The following is a 22933-nucleotide window of genomic DNA, read 5'->3' as shown; positions in this document are numbered from 1 at the left end:
CCCGCGCGGAAAGCGCAGGACGGTTGTTCGGAAGTGCTTGTTGGTATTGGGTTACGGCGTTTTGAGCCTGCATGCCTTAACAGCATCATAAATGGCTGTTTCTGCCTGCTTTGGTGGTTTAGTGGCCTTTAAATGCCGCTTGCAGTAAGATTTAGCAGCAGGTGAATTGTCAGGAAATACTGTTTAATACACGCTGTTGTATGGTGTATATAGCTATTTTATACAGGTGTTTGCTACAGTGGACGATTTTGGGTATTTATTTTTTACTTCTAAGCTGTTTACGCAAGATGGCCACATCTTTTTTCACCATTTCGAGAGCGTCTTTCAGGGCCGCATGATTCTTTAACAATTGATTATGCTCTTCCAGGAGTTTATAATATTTTTCACGCGCAGCAAGGAGCTCATCATGGTCTACCCGTTTAGGTTCGTCGAATAACCCCGGGTTTAAGAAGTTTTCCTGGGTCATTTCCAGGGCATTCACCACAAGGAGCAGTTCTTCCGGAGCAAATACTTCTTTTTCAAAGAGGTTATACATAGTGCGCCGGCTCATGTCCAGTCTTTTAGCCAGTCTGCTTTTGTTAAGGCCTTTTTCAGCAATTATGGAAGACAGCCGTTGCCCATGATGGATAGTTACTGTATCGCCCTTGTTTACCAGCACGGTACTGTTCCAGTCATAAAACTCTTCTGTGGTAATGCCTATCAGGTTGCAGAACTTTTCCAGGGTGCTTCGCTTCATGTCGCTTTTACGAAGGTGATAATGGGCGATTTGATTGGTAAAACCAGCCATGTAAGCAAAATCCACAATTTTGATCTTCTTCTGTTTTAGTATCTGCTTTAGCCGCTGACCCATATGTATTAGTCTGCTCTGCATTGTCATCTATTTTGTTTATAATTTCTGATTTGTCAATTTTTAAATTGACATTGTATGTATAATATAATAATTTCTATTTCATTTCGTGAATATAATTTTCAATTAAGCAGCAAAATTATTATCAGCAGAAGGGAGTAGCAGGATAAGAAGTGTCCTGAAACGAAGGATGCTGCTGTAGGAGGGGAAGATTACTTCATAATGAATCGCTCATTATTATTTGTACAAATGCTAAGTGATTATAATGATACCAAAATGATCATTTTATAGAATAAGCAGTAGAGATGACACTGATTTATTACAATCCATTGCAGAGAGGTTGTCATATAAATGTGAAACAATTAATTTATCCACATTTAGGAAAATTTGAATGAAATACTTACTGGTAGCAGGTTATGTAAGTATGGGGTGATAATAAAAAAGTAATATTATATTATGACAATAGAAATATTGTAAATATATTTGCTGATATGATAGTGGAGTATTTTAAAATCACCACAATTAACCAAAATTGTTTTTTGTTAATCCATTTATCTAATAATCAAATCACTTGCTATGAAAAAAATACCTCCCACTCCGGAGTTCGTAAACATGTTACAGGATATCCACTCGCAGCTCGCTGAGTTTCCCGTTGTTTTCCGCGAGCATATTTGTGAAGAATGTGCCTGGAGCATTCCTACTTTTTACCGGAAAATGAGAGCAGTGGACAAACAGAGCGAGAGTGGCAAAAACAAGATCATTCCAGCACTAAGCAATGCAGAGAGAGAAAAGATTATTGCTGTAGTAGATGAAGTATTTCAGTCACTCTGGACCTATTGTGATAAATACAGGAAAAAGCCCGGAAAGGATCCTGATCCTAAATAGTATTATCAATCGTTAACCCTTTACCTTATTATAGCCGCCTGGCAATTAGTCAATAAACCCTGGTAGTGTGTGCTGCCGGGGCTTATTGTTTTGATGATAATTGTAATATCAGAATGACTTTCATATTATAAAAATTAAAATGGATGTACATATTTGTAAATGCTAGTTTTAAATTGGTTTTATAAATTGCATAGTGAGGGTGAATTCTTGAAATGCTTTATAGGTACAGTATTTGTTGTGATAATTGCCTTCTAGAAATGTGTTTAAAAAACACTGTTTCGTAAATATTTAATTTTTGTATGAACAGATTATGTTTATATTTGTGAAGATCGCCTGCCTGGCCATGACATCGTGGTATATGAGAAAGAAGGGTAGCAGCAGGTGCTTATTGTTAACAGCTTAAAAAAAACTCCAATGCTACTCCTTAACAGTTTCCATTTTTTTACTAAACTAAACTTAAGAAAATGAAGAAAAATGCACTGCGACAGCAAGAAACATGGTTAGTGGAATTGACGATGATTGGTTACCCGGATATGCTGACCCGCCCTAAATACGCTAATGTGCTCGGGTATTACCTGAATGCCTATCAGGAGAAGAAGCAAGTGGATGTAGACGATTATGTGATCATGCCCAGCAGGCTGATATTGCTGGTCACCAAAAGGGATGTACCACTGGAGCAATGGTTGCAGGAGTATGCCCAGGTAACAGCACTACACATTCGTAAAAGATTGGACAAAGACGCGGTACCTGTCCTTAAAACCTATATGGGAGCTGCTATCAAGCTTTTCTCTTCCAGGGAAGAAGCCCTGGAGAATGAGGCTTGCTGGCATGATGTATCTTACCGGATCATTGCTACTGAGGCTGATTTCGATGGTGCGCTGCAGTATATCTACTCTGCACCGGTAAAGGCGGGTCTCGTAAGTGATATTGCATATTATGCAGGCAGCAGTGTCAACAACAGGGCAGGTATCATTCTGACGGAAATTAACGGTGATGGAGAGGAAGAAGATGGCTGGCTTGATATGGAAGATGGTGAAGACGACGACTAGGCCGCTATCTGTACGGAAATTTATAGCCGGATCGGCCATACTACTGCTTTTCCTTATGGATGTTCCATATATGTTCCACTATTGTCCCACTGATATCCCACATATGTTCCACTCTAAAGAGGAGTGGGATATCTATAGGATATCCGTGGCCCAGGTTTGAGATGTTGGGGGTTAAATGATAAGGAATAGTGTTATAACAGCAGGGGTAGCTATCTTAAAGAGATAGCTACCCCTGCTGTTATAATTTATAGTGGATGGATGATTGATTAAACAGCCGGAGAGGTGGTCGCAGGTACCAGGCTAAAGTATTTTGCTACCTCTTCCCAGGTATTTACGCGGGTATAATCTTCCAGGAGCATATTGTGTGGTGCGGTAAACAGCAGCTTTTCTCCTTTAAAATAGCGGAGGTTCTTATCGTAGTCATCGATCATATAATCAGCGTCTACAATTGTTTTGAGTCCGCAGAAAACAATATTGCGCCAGGTGATAAAAGGGAAGTGTTCTCCCAGCCATTCCTGCTTTTCTGAAAGGGATTGTGGGAATTCAGTGGCGGCAGATACGATAAACACTTCGTGCTGTTCGCTGAGCGCTTTGATCACCTCCTGGCTTCCGGGCATAACAGGAGCTGTCCTGAAAAATCCGGGGGTATATAAAAACTGCTTTACCACGCCTTCCTGTGGGAAGCCGGTAGTTTCCGGTATGCCATGCAGGGATTCCCTGGCTACGGTTACGCCGTATCGTTCAGCATACCAGTTAATATAATGTTGGGTAAGATCAGCCATTACCCCGTCCATATCTATTGCTATTCTTGCCATATCTTGCTATTTGTTGCAAAGTTATGCTATTTAATAGAATTGTCCACATTGTTTATTGCATAAAATAACATAATATTGCAAAAAATGGCATAGTTATGTTAAAAGAAGAGCGGCTGGATTATATTCTGAAGAAGTTGCAAACAGATCAAAAAGTGCTACAGGCGGAACTGAGCACAGATTTGCGGGTATCTGAGGATACCGTACGCCGGGATCTGGAAGAGCTGGCACAAAGTGGCTTTTTAATAAAAGTGAGGGGAGGAGCTATTCCGCATTCCCCCAACCCCTATTCTTTCAAAGAGCGTATTGGATATCATGAAGACGATAAGCGGAATATGGCATTGAAGGCGCTGACGTTGCTGCATGATGGCCAAACCATCATACTGGACGGAGGTACTTCTACCTATACCCTGGTAAAGTTGTTTCCGGTCAACCTGCGGTTAACAGTTATTACCAACAGTGTGCCTATAGCGGTGCAGCTGCTGGACCATCCCAATATAGAAGTCATCCTGACCGGCGGCCGGGTGTTTAAGAATTCCCAGGTAACCGGTGGGATGGATACGATCCGTATGTTCCAGAAAGTAAGAGCCGACATATGTTTTCTGGGCGTATGCAGTTTGCACACCACTGCCGGTGTAACCGGGCTGGATCTGGAAGAAGCAGAGGTAAAAAGCTGCATGGTTCAGGCTGCCAATAAGGTGGTTGCACTGGCTACCAATGATAAAATGGGTACTGCAGAGCCTTTTAAGGTATGTGACATTACCTTGCTCGATACTATTATTACTGACAACCCAGGGCATGTATCCTTACAGCCTTATGCCAAACTGGGGATAAACATTATTTAAGCCACAAGCATTCCATTATTTTTAATCAAGATGACAACGGATTTATCGATAGGGGTATTGAATAAAAGGCATGCGCGGATTGCCGTGAGCGCTTTATTTTTTCTATCTGGATTGTGTTTTGCCAGCTGGGCTTCCCGCATTCCGGATCTTCAGCAGGCCCTGCATTTAAGTGAGGCCGGATTGGGTGGGGTACTGCTGGCATTGCCGTTAGGTTCTATCATCTCCCTGCCCGTTGCGGGGGTGTTGGTAGCCCGTTTTGGGAGCCGGCAGGTGGTGATTATTGCCGCTTCTCTGTATGCTGCCATATTGCCAACACTGGGGCTGGCGCAAACGCCATGGCAATTGATTATGTGCCTGGTGTTGTTTGGCTTTACAGGTAATCTGACCAATATATCCATGAATACACAGGCTGTTGCGGTGGAATCAATGTATGGGCGTTCAATTATGGCCTCTTTTCATGGGCTGTGGAGTGTGGCCGGGTTTACGGGTGCCGCTGTGGGTGCCGCCATGGCTGCCTTGAAAATGGCTCCGTACCAACATTTCCTGTTGATTACAGTGGTAGCCTGGGTAATTGTAGGAGCAACCATGCGCCATATTGTAACGCAGGATGTAAATGTGCAGGAGCAGCAGCCCCTGTTTTCAAAGCCAGACAGGTTTCTTCTTACCCTGGGAATTATAGCTATGTGTGCCATGATTTGCGAGGGAACCATGTTTGACTGGAGCGGGGTATACTTCAAAAAGATTGTAAAGGTGGGAGAAGGGTTAGAGGGGGCTGGGTATGCTGCCTTTATGAGTACAATGGCCTTTGGACGCTTTGTAGCCGATTGGCTTACCACCCGTATGGGAGTAAAGCGTATGCTGCAGGTAAGTGGTTTGCTCACTGCTGTGGGCTTGTTAATTGCGGTAGTATTTCCTTATTTCACCACTGCTATTATCGGTTTCCTGCTCGTAGGCGCGGGAATATCAGCCGTAGTGCCATTGATATACAGTGCAGCCGGACGTTCTAAAGTACTATCTCCCGGAATGGCACTGGCCACCGTATCCACTATTGGTTATCTCGGATTCTTATGCGGACCGCCATTGATAGGTTTTGTAGCACAGGCCTCCAGTCTGGCGGTATCATTTTCCCTCATTGCGGTAATGGGAGTAGCTGTTGCAGCAATGGCTTCCCGTTTAAAAGTCTAGTTAGGGACTGTGCCTGCTTGCTTAAACGCGGGAAGCACGCAAAAGATTTCCTGAAGGAGCGCTCATCTATCCAGGGAGTAATTTATCCTGGAAGGAACAGCGGGTTACAGCATTTTAAAGGCAGATGTTTGCTGGGCCTCATTTCCGGACTTTCCTGTAGGGGATATCCGATAATAAGTAGCTGCATTACCATCAGCTAATCAATCCAGGGCCCGTGATTCATGGTCCATGGGCCATAGTCAGGCATTCCGGCAGGAAGGTTTGTTCTGCCCGGAGGTGTATTGGGCGCAGCAGTCCTGATACGGATTTTCCTTAGCCGGGTAACAATAGATGCGGATGCATTTGCCGTGAATGTATTGTTTGTTTTCTTTGGGTGTACTTCGGGTGTTCGTAATGCCATTTTACGCATAAACCTTTATTTAGGGTCATAAAAACGATAAGAAATAACCAGGAATCTGACTTCCGGTGGGCTGAATAACCTTCTAATAAACCAGTCTGTTACTTCTTCGGGGGTACAATTCGGTTATGTTGCTGTTTACAATGTCAGTTGCTGCATAAAGTTAAGGATTCTGTATGGAATTGCAGTACGTGTTTATACCTGTTTTTGAAGAACGGTAATTCTTCTGGGTAGTGGCCGGTGAGCTACAGTATTTTATGTGTTTTTGTCACCGGATTTTTGTTGTAATCCGGGGGGTACTAAATTTATTTTACCCTAAAACGAAAATTAATTCCTCAAAAACTTTTGAATTCCATAATTTTGCACGATTTTTTTGTCCCCTTCAACGGCAATAGGATCAATTTGGTTTTTCATTTTCAATAGATTACACAAATGCCAAAAGACTCATCTATCAAATCTGTGCTCATTATTGGTTCTGGTCCTATTATTATTGGTCAGGCTTGCGAATTCGATTATTCCGGATCTCAGGCAGCGCGTTCGCTGCGGGAAGAGGGAATAAAAGTGATATTGATTAATTCCAACCCGGCCACCATTATGACGGACCCCATGATGGCCGATAAGGTGTACCTGTTACCACTTACAGTGGAAAGTATTGAGCAGATTCTGGAAGAAAACCAGATAGATGCCGTTCTGCCAACCATGGGTGGACAAACAGCGCTCAACCTGTGCAAGGATGTAGACGAGCTGGGAATATGGGAGAAAAATAATGTACGCCTGATCGGGGTAGACATTAAAGCCATAGATAAAGCGGAAGACCGGGAGCAATTCCGTCAGTGGATGATTGAACTGGGGGTACCTGTGGCACCTGCCAGATCTGCCAACTCCTTCCTGGAAGGAAAAGAGTTTGCCCAGCAGATTGGCTTCCCATTGGTAATCCGCCCTTCTTTTACCCTGGGAGGTACCGGTGGGGGATTTGTGCACAGTAAAGAAGAGCTGGACGAGGCATTGGACAGAGGACTGAAAGCATCCCCTATACATGAAGTACTGGTAGAAAAAGCTGTACTGGGATGGAAAGAGTATGAACTGGAGTTGCTGCGCGATAAAAACGATAACGTAGTGATTATCTGTACCGTAGAAAACCTGGACCCCATGGGAGTACATACCGGTGATTCCATCACGGTGGCACCTGCCATGACCCTGAGCGATACTGCTTTTCAGGATATGCGTAACAAAGCCATTATGATGATGCGTGATCTGGGCAACTTTGCCGGTGGTTGTAATGTACAGTTTGCACTCAACCCCGAAAATGAAGAGCTGATCGCTATCGAAATCAATCCCCGCGTAAGCCGTTCCTCTGCACTGGCTTCTAAAGCTACCGGATATCCTATCGCAAAAATTGCAGCGAAGCTGGCAATCGGATACAGCCTGGATGAGCTGGAAAACCAGATCACCCAAACCACTTCCGCCTGTTTTGAGCCGGCATTGGACTATGTGATCGTTAAAATGCCACGCTGGAACTTTGATAAATTTAAAGGTGCGGATGAAACCCTGGGCCTGCAGATGAAATCAGTGGGTGAGGTAATGGCTATTGGCCGTACTTTCCCAGAAGCTCTGCAAAAGGCTTGTCAGAGCCTGGAAAATGATGCAGTGGGATTAGGGTATTATGGCAAGTCGCTGATGAAAAGCGATCAATTGCTGGAAAGATTAAAAACACCTACCTGGGATCGTATTTTCCGCATCAAGGATGCACTGATGGAAGGCGTTTCCGTAAAACATATTCACCAGCTTACTTTCATTGACCGCTGGTTCCTGCACCAGATCAATGATATCGTAAACCTGGAAAAGCAATTGCTGGAGCATGACCTGGCAACGGTACCCACAGAGATGCTGGCAGAAGCAAAGAAAATGGGCTTCTCGGATGCACAGCTTTCCATGATCCTGGGCAACTGTGAAGAGGATGAAGTATACGAAAAACGTAAAACACTGGGTATTAAACGTACCTACAAAATGGTGGATACCTGCAGCGCAGAGTTTGAAGCTGTTACGCCTTACTTCTATTCTGCTTTTGATACTGAAAACGAAAGCAAGGTTACTGAAAAGAAAAAGATCATCGTACTGGGTTCCGGTCCGAACAGGATAGGCCAGGGGATCGAATTTGATTACTGCTGTACGCACGGTCTGCAAGCTATACAGGAATGCGGTTATGAAGCCATCATGGTGAACTGTAACCCAGAAACAGTATCTACCGATTTTGACATGGCAGATAAGCTGTACTTTGAACCGGTGTTCTGGGAAAACCTGTGGGAAATCATTGAACTGGAAAAACCGGAAGGGGTAATTGTACAGCTGGGTGGACAAACAGCGCTCAAGCTGGCCAAACGCCTGGAAGAGAAGGGTATCCGCATTATAGGTACTTCCTTCGACAATATGGATATCGCGGAAGATCGTGGCCGATTCTCTGATATGCTGAAAGAACTGGGTATTCCTTATCCTAAATATGGTACTGCCTATAATACAGATGATGCGATTGAAGTGGCTAAAGAAGTTGGATACCCTGTATTGGTGCGTCCTTCTTATGTATTGGGCGGACAGCGTATGCGGATCGTGATCAACGAAGAAGAACTGGAATCATCAGTGCTGAGCCTGCTGAAACACCTGCCAGGTAATAAAATACTGATTGACCACTTCCTGGACCGTTGTCAGGAAGCAGAGATAGATGGCATCTTTGATGGTACCGATTTCCATGTAATGGGAGTAATGGAACATATTGAACCTGCCGGTATTCACAGTGGAGACAGTAATGCGGTATTGCCTGCGTTTAACCTGAGCCCGATGGAAGTTACTACCATGGAGTTCTATGCAGAAAAAATTGCACGGGCACTCAATATCCGCGGACTGATCAATATCCAGTTTGCGATCAAGAACGGACAGGTATATGTGATTGAAGCCAACCCACGCGCTTCCCGTACTACACCATTTATTGCAAAAGCATACCAGGTACCTTACCTGAATATTGCTACCAAAATAATGATAGGTGCCAATAAGCTGAAAGACTTTAAAATTGAGAAAAAGCTGAAAGGGTTTGCGATAAAAGAACCTGTGTTTTCTTTCAACAAGTTCCCTGGCGTGAATAAGGAGCTGGGGCCTGAAATGAAATCTACCGGTGAGGCTATACGCTTTATCAAAGACCTGCGCGATCCTTATTTCAGAACATTGTATAAGGAAAAGAGCATGTACCTGAGTAAATAAACTCATCTCAGATATTAAAAGGGCTGATGAAATATCTTGCAAAAGATGATCATCAGCCTTTTTTCTTTTATGGTATGTTCTAAAAAAATCAGCGCCTGATGAAAATCAGGCGCTTTCTTTTCCCTCAAAATAACCATTAAAGACACAAGTATTGATTCAAATAAATGAAACAATATTGTGACCGGTAATGCATTTTACAATAAATCTCATATCTAAAGAAGATGTTAACTAATCAATAACAGATGATGAAATTCATTATTTAAATAAAACTAACTAACAATATTTTAATAATTAAAATTAATATAAATATATAAATATACCATCATTTTTCCCAACTATTTTTCTGCCGTAGAAAAAGTTGTTAACCTATAATTAAGAAAAAACAGCCTGGCAGGGTTTAAATTCGTTATTGAGTTAATTAACCCAGGGGATTGCGGCTGTTACCCATTCATGGGATCCCGTTTTAACCCTTTATTCAGCTAAGCAATCTCACTCAATACGGATATATGTTTGTTGTACCCGGCTTAAAACGCGCCCCGTTTCTCCGTTTGATTGTGCCACTTATTGGTGGCATCCTGTTACAGTTACAGTATTCCTGGCGCTTGAACACCCTGTTGCTTGTTGTAGTGTTGCTTCTTACGGGCTTGTGTATAGCCGGCTGTATGCCTTTGTCGGCGAGGTTTAGGTATGGCTGGGTACAGGGAATATGTCTGTACCTGTTAGTTGGTTGCAGTGGTGCGTTATTGTTATATCAGTCAGATATCCGTCATCAAAAGCGCTATTTTGGAAAAGTTTTAGTAGATACTTCCCGTCTGATCTTGAGTATAGATGCCCCTTTGGAGGAAAGGTCACGCTCCTGGAAGACTACAGCAACCGTCACAGGTGTTTTAACAGCAGGCAAATGGCAATCTGCCCGGGGCAGGATACTATTATACTTCTCAAAAGATAGTACGGCACCTGCTTTAACATACGGGCAACAGTTATTGGTGGTCAATAAGCTACAACCTGTGGGCAACAGTGGCAATCCGGGTGTATTTGACTACCGGCAGTATTGTGCTTACCAGCAGATCTTTCATCAGGCCTATCTGCAGCCGCGTGATTGGTACATATTGCCGGCGGATGGTGGCCAACCGTTTACCAGATTGATACTACGCTGCCGGCAGTATTGTTTATATACGCTGCGGCAATATCTGGGAGAGGGGCTGGAAAGCGGGCTGGCCCAGGCATTGCTAATAGGCGACCGGCAGGCACTGGATAAGGATATTGTACAGGCATACACTAATACCGGTATTGTCCATATTATTGCTATTTCGGGGATGCATGTAGGATTGATTTACATTACCCTGTTATGGTTGCTGCAATGGTGGACAGGTAATGCGTTTGCACGTTTTACCAAAACCCTGGTATTGCTAATGGCGCTTTGGGGTTTTGCTTTTCTTACCGGTGCAGCGGCAGCTGTATTGCGCGCAGTTGTTACCTTTTCGGCTATGGCAATAGGAAAGCTCTTGCTTGGGCGACATAGCAACAGTTATAATACACTGGCAGCTTCTGCATTTCTGTTATTATGTTACCGGCCCCATTTCATTGCGGACACCGGGTTCATTTTATCTTATTTAGCTGTATTGAGCATCCTGTTGTTTTATAAACCCTTGTATAAGGCCTGGTACATCAGGTATAAATGGCTGGATAAATTATGGGAAATAGCCGCATTATCATTAGCTGCCCAAATATTAACCCTGCCGGTATGTTTGTTTTACTTCCATCAGTTTCCGGTTTATTTTCTTTTAGCCAATATGGTAGCAGTCCCCTTGTCGGGCATCGTGATCTATGGAGAGATACTTTTGTTATTGTTGGCCCCTATACATGAAGTAGCCATGTATGTGGGTATAGGGGTGAGATACCTGATCAGCAGCATGAATGGATGGGTAGAATGGCTCAACGGGCTGCCTTATGGATTGATCACTCACCTGCATATCAATGTATATCAAACCATTTGTATGTACCTGTTACTGGCAGCGCTGGGATCCTGGTGGCTATTGAAATGGAGGAGGGGGCTGCATGCAGCGCTGGGTATGTGCCTGTTATGTTCGTTGCTGCATGCGGCTAACATTATCAGGAGCCAGCAACAGCAAAAGGTGATCATCTATCATGTCCCTGCATATACAGCGATTGATTTTATTGCTGGTAATCAGGTGCAGTTTGCAGGAGATACCGGGTTGTGGCAAACATCTATTGCCCGGCAAATACAGGCAGTACGATCAGGTTTAAGGGTGAGTGCCGACAAGATACCTCACCTGGTACAGCTGGGAAGGTATTTTCGTTTTGGCAGCAAGCAGCTGGTGATCATTAATGCGCGGTTGCCGGTAACAGTGCCCAGGAAAAAATTCAGAACAGATTATATTTTGCTGTCACATAATCCAGACGTGGATATCAAACAGTTGAAGCGATTTTTCGAATTTGACCATCTTATTTTTGATGGATCTAACTCCTACCGGAAGATTCAACAATGGAAAAATGATTGTTACGCGCTAACTTTGCGCTGCTTTTCGGTTCCAGACCAGGGAGCCTATGTTATTAATTTCTAATGTTTTCCATTCATGCAAAAGCAAATTAAATCGGCACTGATCTCCGTTTTCTATAAAGATAACCTGGAGAATATTGTCAAAAAGTTGGGTGAGCAAGGTGTAACCATCTATTCTACCGGCGGTACGCAGCAATTTATTGAAGAACAAGGTGTAAAATGTGTAGCTGTAGAAGATCTTACTGCTTATCCTTCTATTTTAGGTGGCCGTGTAAAAACACTGCATCCCAAAGTATTTGGAGGTATCCTTGCCCGTCGTGAGAATGCACAGGACCTGCAGCAGCTGAAAGAGTATGAAATTCCTGAAATAGACCTGGTCATTGTAGACCTGTATCCTTTTGAGGAAACGGTGAAATCTACTAAGGAAGAGCAGGCTATTATTGAGAAGATAGATATTGGAGGAGTATCCCTGATCCGTGCCGCAGGAAAGAATTTTAAAGATGTAGTGATTGTTGCTTCTAAGGATCAGTATGCTGATCTGGAGAAGGTATTGGTGGAAAACAATGGGGCTACTTCTTTGGAAGACCGCCGGGGTTTTGCAGCTAAGGCATTTGAAGTATGTGCACATTATGACGTAGCGATTTCCCAGTATTTCCTGAATAATGAGCCGGGTGCTTGTTTCCAGGTATCTGTACCGGAAGGCCAGGTAATGCGTTATGGAGAAAACCCGCATCAGCGTGGTGTTTTCTACGGTGATCTGTCTGAAACATTTAATAAACTGCATGGCAAAGAGCTTTCCTATAACAACCTGGTGGATGTAGACGCTGCCTGTCAGTTGATCGCAGAGTTTAAGGAAACTACTTTTGCGGTGATCAAACATACCAATGTATGTGGTATTGCTTCCCGTCCTACGCTGAAAGCAGCCTGGGATGCTGCATTGGCGGGTGATAAGGAAAGTGCTTTTGGTGGTGTACTGATCTGTAATGCAGTAGTAGACGCTGTAACGGCCGCTGCTATCAGCGAAATATTCTTCGAAATACTGATTGCGCCGGGTTTTGATGCAGATGCGCTGACTGTACTGCAGGCAAAGAAAAACCGGATCTTGCTGGAACAAAAAGCACCTTTAAAATCAGGACATATGTTTAAAAATGTACTGAATGGGGTGTTGTTGCAGGATACAGACAATGGTAACTATAAGGAGTGGAATGATGTAGGCGCCCGTCCTGCGGATGCCGGAGAAAAAGCAGACCTGGAATTTGCTAACCTGGTATGTAAGCACTTGAAATCCAATGCCATTGCACTGGTGAAAGACCGTCAGCTGGTAGGAAAAGGTTGCGGCCAGACTTCCCGCATTGATGCGCTGCGTCATGCGATAGAAAAAGCCAAACAATTTGATTTTGACCTGAAAGATGCTGTACTGGCTTCAGACGCGTTTTTCCCGTTTGATGATTGTGCCCGTATTGCCCATGAAGCTGGTATCAAAGCATTGATACAACCAGGAGGTTCCCTGCGCGATAATGATTCCATCACTTATTGCAAAGAAAACGGTCTGGTAATGGTGATGACAGGAATGAGGCACTTTAGGCATTAGCTTTTAGCTGTTAGCTTGAAGTTCATTTGTTGAGAGCAGTTGGCTTTAAGCCCATTTATCAAAATATGTTGTGAGCACCGGTATTTGCCGGTGCTTACTTATTTGTGGCAATTGCTTTTGTTTCTCTTGTTATCCGCCTATGGCTCATTCCGGGTGGTTATCTTTCAATTATTTACCCTACATTGCCGAAAATTTTATAGCTTGTTTAGCATAGTTCATGGCTAGTTAAAATATTCATATAAAATTCAATGCTCAAAACGCAATCAGCTAATAGCTAACTGCTAAAAGCTAACTGCTAGCTCACAGTTCAAAACGCAATCAGCTAAAAGCTAATAGCCAACAGCTAACAGCTCAAAAACATGGCCTTCTTACAGCAAAATATAATGCAGGATACAGATGATGCGGAGTTGATCCGGGAGTATAAAGCTTCCGGCAAGCTCGACTTTCTGGCTGCCTTATATCAGCGGTATATGGGGCTGGTATATGGGGTATGTCTGAAGTATTTTGATGAAGAAGCCAGTAAAGATGCAGTGATGCAGATTTTTGAGGAGTTAATTGTCAAATTAAAGCAATATGAAGTGCAGAACTTCAAAAGCTGGTTGCATGTTTTAGCACGGAATCATTGTCTGATGAAGCTAAGGGCGATGAAAAACAAGGAGGGCAGGCAGGTGTCTATTGAAGACCGCCCGCTTATGGAAAGTGAGGAAATACTGCATCATGAAAATGGATTTAGCCTGGAAAACAACCTGCAGGTAATGGAAAAGTGTCTGGAAACCCTGCCGGAAGAACAGAAAAGGAGTGTAAATCTCTTTTACCTGGAAGAGAAGAGCTACCGGGAGGTATGCCTGATCACCGGGTATGAGATGAATAAGGTAAAAAGCTATATCCAGAATGGTAAGCGTAACCTGAAAATTTGTATAGAACAACAGCATGCCAGATAAGTCATCACATAAAAGGCCGGAAGTGAGTGCCGAACTCATTCGCCAGTACCTTGCCGGGGAGCTGGACGATAAGGCTATGCACGCCCTGGAACGCCAGGCGTTGGATGATCCTTTTCTGGCAGAAGCGCTGGAAGGCTTTGATCAGCATCCGCCTGATCAGCAAGTGCACCTGGATGACTTACAGGCCCGCCTGGCTGCAAGAGTGGCGGCATCCCGGCAAAGAAAGGTAGTGCCGATGTATTCCCGCTGGGCAGCAGCGGCCGCCATCCTGCTGCTGGTTACCTCCGGCGCATGGTGGATCTGGCATCAGCAGCTGCCTAAAGAACGGCCTATTGTAAGAGTAGAAGAGCAACATGCCGACAGTGCCGCAGCTGCTACACCATATGCTAATACGATGGATAGCAGTCATGCTCCTGCTGATGCAGCCGCAGATCAAGCGCCCGCAACAGCAAGTGTGCTGCAGGATAAGACGCCGGAACCTGCTATTGCTGCTGCACCCGCTACCCGGAATGCCTTGCCAGCTACAGCTCCTGCGCAACCTGCATTAGACCAGCAGAAAGCTGCTGCCAAAAGGCAGGCACCCGCTCCTCAGATTGCCAGCACAGAAGCAATTGCGGCCAACAATGCTGCGAGCAGTGCTCCGTCAGCATCAGCCGCTAAAGAACTGCCCGGACCGGATAATACGATCATGTATGCCAAACCAGCACCTCCTTTAAACCAGCTGCGTATTGCCAAAGGAGAGGAAAAAGCGCTGCACACAGAAAAAGAGGGTGTTAGCCTGGCCATGCCGGATACCAGTAAGGTGAGCGGAGACATTACTAAGCAATTGCAGGGTAAAGCAAGCGGCGTGGTGGTTACCAATGAGCAGCCAAAGGGAAAGATCATGATCCGGGGGATGGCTAGCCCATCCGCAACAAATGTCCGTATGCTGAGAGGTAAGGTAACCGATCAGGCAAATGGCAGTACTTTGCCAGGTGTGGTGGTATCTGTACCCGGAAAGCCGCAACAGGGCGCTGTTACAAATAGCCAGGGAGAATTTGTGCTCCAGGTAGACACCGGCAGGATGGTAGACCTTTCGGTGAGCTATATCGGGTTTGACAGTAAACAATTACGGATATCCCCTAACGATAATAACCTGAATATTGCACTGGCTGAAAATAATAAGGGCCTGGACGACATTGTAGTGGTAGGCAAAGGTGTTTTGGCCGGGAGCGAAAATAACAGCGAACCACGGGCTTATCGCAGACCGGAACCCGATAATGGATGGAAAGCATACCAGCAGTATCTTAAAAATAATACCGTATATCCGGACGCAGAGCGTGAAAAGAAGTTATCCGGTAATGTCCGTGTATCCTTTAAGGTAATGGGCAATGGTACGCTCCAGGATTTTAAGATTATTAAAAGCATGGGAGCTGCATTTGATGAAGAAGCTATCCGTGTCATTAAAGCAGGACCATCATGGATACCTGCATCCGACTTTGAGCCGGTGCGCATTAGAATAAAAGTGCCTTTTACTCCCGCCAAATAAGCAATTCCATCATTATAAAGTAGTAACACTATGCAAAAATTAAGTATCCTGTTCCTGTTATTTATTATTTCGCTGCAGTTTGCGTGTGTACAAAAACAGGCGAAACAGCACCACATCGTAGTATTGGGTTCTTCTACAGCGGAAGGTGCAGGCCCTAAATCAAAAGACAGCGCCTGGGTAAACCTTTTCCGGAAATATGTACAGGAGCAGAATAGTGAAAATGAAGTGACCAATCTGGCAGTAGGAGGATATACCACCTACCATATTTTACCGGATACGGCTACCCCCGTGGCTGGCAGAGCGGCGGTTGACAAAGAACACAATATTACCAAAGCCTTATCCCTGAAACCAGATATCATTATCATTAATATGCCTTCCAATGATATTATTGCCGGGGTGTCGATAGAAGAGTATCGTCATAACCTTGCTTTACTGAATGATATTGCCAAAGCGCACGATATAAAATGCTTTATCACTACTACACAGTCGCGCAATTCAGATACGGCTAAGCAAAATGCGCTGATCCGTATGAAGGATGTTATTAAAGCAGATTATCCCCTTACTTATATTGATTTCTGGAGTGGTATGTCTAATGATGATGGTACAATAAAAGAAGCGTATAATAGCGGAGATGGAATACATCTTAATGGACAAGCACACCAGATCATGCTGGAAAGGGTGGAAGCACAATTGAAAGCAGCTTTATAGTAATATTGGGGTTTATTTTCTTTCTTTCCAGAGCTGGTTAAAGGATTTGGGGGCAAAAACGGGTAATTCCCGTTGCTCTCCCCATGCTTTGGTGAAGAATTTGCGCATCATAAAGTTTTTCATTTTTCCACTGGCAAGATTCATCATTCTGCGGCTCAGGCAGGCTTGTTTCCAACCAAACCAGGCCAGCTTTTCGCCGCCGGTGGTGAGGTTTTCTTCTACAGCCTTGTGCCGGTTATGCAGGAGGAGTTCATGCAGGTTGATGCGTACCGGGCATACCTCTGTACAGTTGCCACATAAAGAGGATGCATAACTGAGATGCATATAGGATTCCATTCCTTTCAGGTGTGGGGTGATTACTGCCCCGATTGGGCCGCTATAGGTGCTGCCATAAGTATGACCGCCAATGTTTTTATAGACAGGGCAGGCATTCAGGCAGGAGCCGCAGCGGATGCAGTATAATGCTTCCCTTGCCTGCACATCCTGGAGCAGGTTGGTACGGCCGTTGTCCATCAGGATCACATACATTTCTTCCGGGCCATCTGCTTCATGCTCCTGTCGCGGACCACTGAAAACAGAATTATACGAAGTTACCTTCTGGCCGGTGCCATAGGTCGCCAGTAATGGCCAGAACAGGGCCAGGTCGTTAATAGAGGGTAGTACTTTTTCAATACCTACCAGTACAATATGTGTTTTGGGAAATGCAGTGGTTAAGCGGGCATTGCCTTCATTTTCCGATACGGCGATAGAGCCGGTATCTGCTATGATGAAGTTGGCGCCGGTGATGCCAATTTCAGCTTCCAGGTATTTTTGCCGCAGTTTTTCCCTGGCAACCAGTGTCAGCTGTTGAGGGGTAAGCGATGGATCTGTACCGAGTTTTTCGGCAAAGAGGCGGGCTACATCTTCCTTGCTTTTATGCATGGCCGGTGTAACGATATGATAGGGAGGTTCTCCGTCCAGTTGCTGGATATATTCCCCCAGGTCTGTTTCTACGCATTCAATACCATTGTTTGCCAGGAAGCTGTTCAGGTGCACTTCTTCCGTAGCCATGGATTTACTTTTTACGATGCTTTTGCATTGTTTGGCCTGGCAGATGGCCAGTATTTCCTGTTGTACCTGTTCTGCTGTTTCGGCCCAAATCACTTTTCCACCGCGTTTCTGGAAGTTGGATTCAAACTCTTCCAGGTGCTTGTCAAGATGTTCTATGGCTCTCCACTTAATATTTTTAGCTCTTTCGCGCGCGGTGAGGAGGTCGGCAAACTGCTCTTTCCCATTTTTTACAGCAGCGTTATATTTACCGATATTAAAATTTATCGTTTGGCGATGGCCCAGATCGGCCGCTTTTTGTTCACTCTTCTCTAAAAAAATGGATGCCGTTTCTTGCATATGCAGCGCAGTATAAATATCGATTATAAAGATAGCGAACAAATACGCAATGTACAATGCTGATATGCAGTACAAATGATGAGTGGTACGCTATTGATGTACCATTATATGGCAATACCCGTACCAATTCACATGATTTCACATGACGTATTTATAATTTACCCTTCTTTCGGGGTATTTTTCTTGGCTATTTTATCCAGTACCGTATAAAATTCTTCCCCATACTTACGGATAATGGCATCTTTTAAAAAGCGGTATACCGGTACCTGCAGCTGTTTACCGTTTTTGCAGGCCGGGCTGCAAATATCCCACCGGTCATAATTTACCGCTTCAAAAGTTTCGTATTTTTTTACCCGTATCGGATACAGATGGCAGGAGATGGGCTTTTTGAAGTCCACGATCCCATCATTATATGCTTTCTCGATCCCACAGCCTACCACGCCCAGTTCATTAATGGTGGCATAGGCGCAGATGCCATTATTGACGATCGGGGTCACATAACCATACTCGTCATCTACGGTGTTGGTACCTGTTTTTTCTATTTCCCGGATACCTTCTTCCCGCAGGTAGGGTTTTACCAGCGGGTACACTTTTTTGAGCGTTTTCACCTCTGCTTTATCGAGGGGAGCGCCGCAGTCGCCTGCTACGCAGCAGGCACCTTTGCAGGCCGACAGATTGCACACAAATTGCTCCTCAATTACTTCGTCACTTATATATTTGTCGTCAATGATGATCATAGCTATTCCGGTGGTATCGGCTATGGTAAATTAACTACCTGCCGTTATAAATGCAAAGGTAATATAATTGCTGAATGCACAATAGGTCATCGTTGCCGGTCAATATCACGGAAGGGGAGCCGGTAAACGGCTTGTTATGGGTGGCTTTGATCAGGGATTATCTCCAGCGAAGGGTTTCTACCAGGTGCCACATGTCCTGTTCCAGGAATTGCTGTACAGGTGCCAGGGAGTCGGCATTGGGGGAGGCATTGAAATAAAGGGCGCCCCGCAGAAAATGTTTAACAGAGTCTGTCGCAAAAAATTGTTTGGCTGAGGCAGCATTACCTCCTACCTCGTAAAAGGTACCACTTACCTGGTTGGGCGTGTGAATGGTTCTTTCATCTATATATTCTGCCTTGCTGCTGTGCTTAAAAGTCATTTTAAAAGCATCGTTTATCAGCTTCTGGAAGTCGTTATTATGTGCACCGATGATTTTATAGCTCATATAGATCTTACCATTGAGCGAGGGGAAATCAACATTGATCCAATAGGGGTTTTCGGGAGCTTCGCCAAAGAACAGGGAGTCTTTGATTACATTGGCGTATACCGGGTATTCAAAAGTGTAAGGGTAGCCTGGCTGGTCAAAGACGCGGTATTTCTTTTCCGGGAACTGGATCTTGAAGTATCCCCTTGGCTTAGGCGTAAAAGTAGTTTCACAGGCTGCCAGGAGAAATAACAACAGGACCAGGGCTGCACCTTTTATATTTCGCATCTTTACATCAGTCATTTATATAGATTCAGGCTCACTTATTCAGCTGGTTCACCGTCGGGCCGGATACTCACCTGTACCTTCTGGATTCGCATTTTGCTTACTTCCAGGATGGTGAAGTCGTAATTAGCATAGTTAATAACGCTGTTTTCTTCCGGAAACTTACCTGCCAGTTCGAGGATCAGTCCGCCCAGGGAGTCGCTTTCTCCTTTTACCTGTTCAAAAGTATCCTGGGTGATATTCATGATACGGCATACATCATTCAGCAGGGTTTTTCCTTCAAACACGTAGGTGAAGTTGTCTACTTTGCTGAAATTAAATTCTTCTTCATCAAATTCGTCCTTGATATCGCCGATCACTTCTTCCATGATATCTTCCAGGGTTACGATGCCGGAAGTACCACCAAACTCATCCACTACCACTGCAAAGTGCATACGCCGGGCCTGGAATTCTGCCAGGAGGTCTTCGATGAGTTTGTGTCCGTGTACAAAAAAGGGCTGGCGCATTACTTCGTGCCAGTCGAAAGAAGCGTCTTTATCCAGATGGGAGAGGAGGTCTTTGGTATGGATCACCCCTACAATATGGTCCAGATCGCCTTTAAACACGGGTAAGCGGGAGTAGTGCAATTCTGCCACCCGTTTCACCACTTCAGGAAAAGGGCTGTCGTATTCAATGCCGTTTACATCGAGGCGGCCCCGCATGATTTGTTTTACGGTGATATTGCCAAATTTGAGAATGCCTTTGAGGATGTTTTTTTCTTCCTGGGAAGCAGCAGGATCCACGCTCATTTCGATAGCCTCATCAATTTCCTGGTAGTTTACCGGGCCGTTATTACGGTGAAAGAATTTGCTTTCGATGCTGCTGCTCAGCGACACGAAGAAGTCGCTTACAGGTTCGAGGATCGCATGAATAATACTGACAAACCAGGCGAAATAGGTAGCAAAGCGGATATTATTCTGTGCAGCCCATACGCGGGGGAGTACTTGTCCGAAAAACAGGAGGATCACGGTAATGATCCCTATTCTGACTACAAAAGAAACCACAGGCAATGTTTGCAGGGCTTCCATTTGGGTAATCAGGTAGTTGGTAATCATAATGAAGGCGATGGCCAGCAATATGAAGGCGATTTGGAGGGAAGCCAGCAGGGATTTGGGCTTTTCCAGCAGTTTGGTAATGAGCTTTCCGGAGGCATTTTGCCTCGTTTTCAGCACATTCAGGTCTTTATAATTCAGGGAAAAAAAAGCCACTTCTGCTCCTGAAACGATGAATGTCAGTAAAAGCAATACAAAAATCACTAACAAAAAGACCACCATATTAGGAGTAGCGATGTCTGCAGTGGCTTGTAAAAGAAACGACTCCACGGATATGTTACTTACCGAAAAGATATCCAAGATGTTCAACTTTGATGAAATTAATCAAAAATATGGGGAAAGTAATTCTGCATTTGGTAGAATCGCTTTCCCTCATGCAAATATAAGTAATGTCCCATTACGGGATTACCAATTTAAAAAAAGTTAATATTTTTAGTAATGCAACTTAAAAGGGCAGATCATCTGCAGGTTCGTTAAGCGGAGGCGGGGGCATTTCCAGGTTTGGAAAACTTTCACCGGGGCCGCTGCCTGAGCTGCTGTGATGGGGTAAAGAGTGGTCTGAACTATTGAGGTCCATGCGTTTGTCCAGCATGACAAGGTTGTCGCCTACAACTTCTGTAGCAAATTTCTTGTTGCCTTCCTTGTCTTCCCAGCTACGGGTACGCAAGCGTCCTTCAATGTACACCAGGCTGCCTTTGTGCAGGTATTTTTGCGCCAGTTCTGCCAGTCCTCTCCATAGCACTACAGTATGCCATTCTGTTTGTGAAATGAGTTTACCCGCCCTGTCTTTAAAGGTTTCGGTGGTAGCCAGTGAAAATTTAGCTACTGCGATGTTACCTTCCAGAAACTGTACATCTGGATCTCTGCCTAAGTTGCCAATCAGGATTACTTTATTAACACCTCTCATAGTTGTAGGTTTTTTAGTCTATTGATAATAAGTTCCTCTTTTGATAAAAAACAACCTTCTTAAAGTTAATATTTTTTTCTAATCGATATGGAAAAATTTCTAGCTCTTAGCTTTTAGCTGTTAGCTTTTAGCCTTTAGCTTTTAGCTCAATGCAGCGGATGGTTCAATGATAGTTATATGCTAATGATCTGTTGCCTGTGTGGTAATTTTGCCCCACAGGATGTTTTTGTTAAACCCATTTCATAGCCTTTTATGCTCTATTCATACTCTATCCATGCTTTAACTATGCTTCAAGCATGCTTCAAGGTAGGGTGATTATCCTGGCTTCCCTTTAGGTGTCCCTGCGGTGGGGTATTAAAGCTAACAGCTAAAGGCTAATAGCTAAAAGCTGTTATTTAAAATAAGCTTAAATTTTTACTTTGAAGAAAAGTGGTAATGGTTTTTGGAAAAGCGTAGTTATCTAACGCCTCACGGGGTACGGAAAAGTGTTCCGGTAAGGTAACCGGTTGTTGTACATGTATGGTAATAAACTGGCTGTAAATGGTTTGATGGGTAAGTTGCTGACGGAATGATTGTGATATCCCTGTTACGGTATAGGTGTCAGGAGGGAGGATACTGGTAAAGGGGCTACTTTCCTGAAGATCAGCCATATTTACGGGCGCGGTGGTTTCAATCAGGACAAACTCATGCAGGTTTTGCCAGATGTCCTGGGCTGTACGTTTGCGGATGTATAATTGTTGATTGTATTCCAGCACGATGTAATAGAAATACCTTTTTTTGATCTGCAGTTTTTTAGATTTCACCGGCAGTAATGGGATCAGATTTTGATGCAGTGCGGTGCACCTGGCAGCTACCGGGCAGGAGGAGCAGGCAGGTAGTTGTGGTTTACAAACAACCGCACCAAAGTCCATAATGCTTTGATTATAAACGGCTGATTGTTCCGGAGGCAAGAGTTTTTGCGCCAGCTCATCAAATTGTTTTTTACCGGTGGTGCTGTCTATTGGCGTGTCGATCCCGAAGAAGCGAGACAGTACGCGGAATACGTTGCCGTCCAGTACAGCATAAGGCAGATTAAAAGCAAAAGAAGCGATGGCAGCTGCAGTATAGGGGCCAATACCCTTTAATGATCTGATAGCGTTATAATCGTTGGGGAAGCGGCCTTTATAGGTGGAACTGATTTCCCTGGCAGCCGCCAGCATATTCTTGCAGCGGGCATAATAGCCGAGGCCCTGCCACAGGCGGAACACTTCTTCATCCGGTGCAGCCGCGAGTTTTTTTACGGTAGGGTAAGCAGCGATGAAGCGTTCATAGTAGGGCCAGCCTTGTTCTACGCGGGTTTGTTGTAGAATTATTTCAGACAACCATATTTTATACGGATCACTTTCACCTTTCCAAGGCATTGTCCTGGAGTTATGTTCCTGGTTCCACTCCAGTAATTTTTTCGAAAAATAATGCCCATTATCAGCCATTTATGCAAAATTATTATAAATAAATTGTATTTTAATA

19 protein-coding genes are annotated in these 22933 nt (G+C 44.3%); 10 read left to right on the top strand and 9 right to left on the bottom strand.

The window, feature by feature from the left end:
* Positions 1-256: 256 nt before the first annotated feature.
* Entirely contained in the window at positions 257-871 is a 615-nt protein-coding gene (locus ABR189_RS16585) for a helix-turn-helix domain-containing protein (protein ID WP_354661570.1), read from the bottom strand.
* Positions 872-1423: 552 nt separating this feature from the next.
* Between ABR189_RS16585 and ABR189_RS16580 the strand changes: the two genes are divergently transcribed.
* On the top strand, positions 1424-1732 hold the full coding sequence (locus ABR189_RS16580) for a hypothetical protein (protein WP_354661569.1): 309 nt from the start codon (positions 1424-1426) through the stop codon (positions 1730-1732).
* Between the two features lie 464 nt (positions 1733-2196).
* Positions 2197-2781: a hypothetical protein gene (locus tag ABR189_RS16575; protein ID WP_354661568.1), complete on the top strand. Its 585-nt coding sequence runs from the start codon at positions 2197-2199 to the stop codon at positions 2779-2781.
* A gap of 266 nt (positions 2782-3047) precedes the next feature.
* Here ABR189_RS16575 and ABR189_RS16570 read toward each other — a convergent pair whose 3' ends face one another.
* Complete coding sequence (locus ABR189_RS16570; protein ID WP_354661567.1) at positions 3048-3596, bottom strand: 5' nucleotidase, NT5C type; 549 nt, start codon at positions 3594-3596, stop codon at positions 3048-3050.
* 95 nt (positions 3597-3691) lie between these two features.
* Here ABR189_RS16570 and ABR189_RS16565 point away from each other — a divergent pair, with 95 nt between their 5' ends.
* Positions 3692-4438 carry a DeoR/GlpR family DNA-binding transcription regulator gene (locus tag ABR189_RS16565; protein ID WP_354661566.1) on the top strand — a complete coding sequence of 249 codons (747 nt, stop codon included), beginning with the start codon at positions 3692-3694 and terminating at the stop codon, positions 4436-4438.
* 30 nt (positions 4439-4468) lie between these two features.
* Positions 4469-5623, top strand: a complete 1155-nt coding sequence (locus ABR189_RS16560) for an MFS transporter (protein ID WP_354661565.1) — start codon at positions 4469-4471, stop codon at positions 5621-5623.
* 196 nt (positions 5624-5819) lie between these two features.
* On the opposite strand, the gene ABR189_RS16555 is transcribed toward ABR189_RS16560, so the two are convergent.
* Positions 5820-6032: a hypothetical protein gene (locus ABR189_RS16555; protein WP_354661564.1), complete on the bottom strand. Its 213-nt coding sequence runs from the start codon at positions 6030-6032 to the stop codon at positions 5820-5822.
* 420 nt (positions 6033-6452) lie between these two features.
* Here ABR189_RS16555 and carB point away from each other — a divergent pair, with 420 nt between their 5' ends.
* The 6 genes from carB to ABR189_RS16525 all read left to right on the top strand — a co-directional run bounded on the left by carB (position 6453) and on the right by ABR189_RS16525 (position 16558).
* A complete protein-coding gene (carB, locus tag ABR189_RS16550; RefSeq protein WP_354661563.1) occupies positions 6453-9269 on the top strand; it encodes a carbamoyl-phosphate synthase large subunit in 2817 nt (938 codons plus the stop codon).
* Between the two features lie 506 nt (positions 9270-9775).
* Complete coding sequence (locus tag ABR189_RS16545) at positions 9776-11854, top strand: ComEC/Rec2 family competence protein (protein ID WP_354661562.1); 2079 nt, start codon at positions 9776-9778, stop codon at positions 11852-11854.
* A gap of 12 nt (positions 11855-11866) precedes the next feature.
* Entirely contained in the window at positions 11867-13381 is a 1515-nt protein-coding gene (gene purH / locus ABR189_RS16540; protein ID WP_354661561.1) for a bifunctional phosphoribosylaminoimidazolecarboxamide formyltransferase/IMP cyclohydrolase, read from the top strand.
* A 359-nt stretch (positions 13382-13740) separates the two neighbouring features.
* Positions 13741-14322, top strand: a complete 582-nt coding sequence (locus ABR189_RS16535) for an RNA polymerase sigma factor (RefSeq protein ID WP_354661560.1) — start codon at positions 13741-13743, stop codon at positions 14320-14322.
* Positions 14312-15850, top strand: coding sequence for a TonB family protein (locus tag ABR189_RS16530; RefSeq protein ID WP_354661559.1), 1539 nt, complete (start codon positions 14312-14314; stop codon positions 15848-15850). Before ABR189_RS16535 ends, ABR189_RS16530 begins: the two co-directional genes overlap by 11 nt.
* Before the next feature lie 30 nt (positions 15851-15880).
* Entirely contained in the window at positions 15881-16558 is a 678-nt protein-coding gene (locus ABR189_RS16525) for an SGNH/GDSL hydrolase family protein (protein WP_354661558.1), read from the top strand.
* Between the two features lie 12 nt (positions 16559-16570).
* On the opposite strand, the gene ABR189_RS16520 is transcribed toward ABR189_RS16525, so the two are convergent.
* The 6 genes from ABR189_RS16520 to mutY all read right to left on the bottom strand — a co-directional run bounded on the left by ABR189_RS16520 (position 16571) and on the right by mutY (position 22896).
* Positions 16571-17944 (bottom strand): LutB/LldF family L-lactate oxidation iron-sulfur protein, encoded by a 1374-nt coding sequence (locus tag ABR189_RS16520; protein ID WP_354661557.1) that lies wholly within the window; start codon positions 17942-17944, stop codon positions 16571-16573.
* 158 nt (positions 17945-18102) lie between these two features.
* Complete coding sequence (locus ABR189_RS16515) at positions 18103-18681, bottom strand: DUF3109 family protein (RefSeq protein ID WP_354661556.1); 579 nt, start codon at positions 18679-18681, stop codon at positions 18103-18105.
* A 157-nt stretch (positions 18682-18838) separates the two neighbouring features.
* Positions 18839-19432 carry a gliding motility lipoprotein GldD gene (gene gldD / locus ABR189_RS16510; RefSeq protein ID WP_354661555.1) on the bottom strand — a complete coding sequence of 198 codons (594 nt, stop codon included), beginning with the start codon at positions 19430-19432 and terminating at the stop codon, positions 18839-18841.
* A 35-nt stretch (positions 19433-19467) separates the two neighbouring features.
* On the bottom strand, positions 19468-20829 hold the full coding sequence (gene gldE, locus ABR189_RS16505; RefSeq protein ID WP_354661554.1) for a gliding motility-associated protein GldE: 1362 nt from the start codon (positions 20827-20829) through the stop codon (positions 19468-19470).
* A gap of 136 nt (positions 20830-20965) precedes the next feature.
* Positions 20966-21427 (bottom strand): single-stranded DNA-binding protein, encoded by a 462-nt coding sequence (locus tag ABR189_RS16500; protein ID WP_354661553.1) that lies wholly within the window; start codon positions 21425-21427, stop codon positions 20966-20968.
* A gap of 395 nt (positions 21428-21822) precedes the next feature.
* Positions 21823-22896, bottom strand: a complete 1074-nt coding sequence (mutY, locus tag ABR189_RS16495; RefSeq protein WP_354661552.1) for an A/G-specific adenine glycosylase — start codon at positions 22894-22896, stop codon at positions 21823-21825.
* Positions 22897-22933: the final 37 nt, after the last annotated feature.

It is taken from the genome of Chitinophaga sp. H8 (assembly GCF_040567655.1).
GTDB lineage: Bacteria > Bacteroidota > Bacteroidia > Chitinophagales > Chitinophagaceae > Chitinophaga > Chitinophaga defluvii.
The sequence above is the reverse complement of the archived record's forward strand: the minus strand, read 5'-3'. Positions and strand labels throughout refer to the sequence as shown.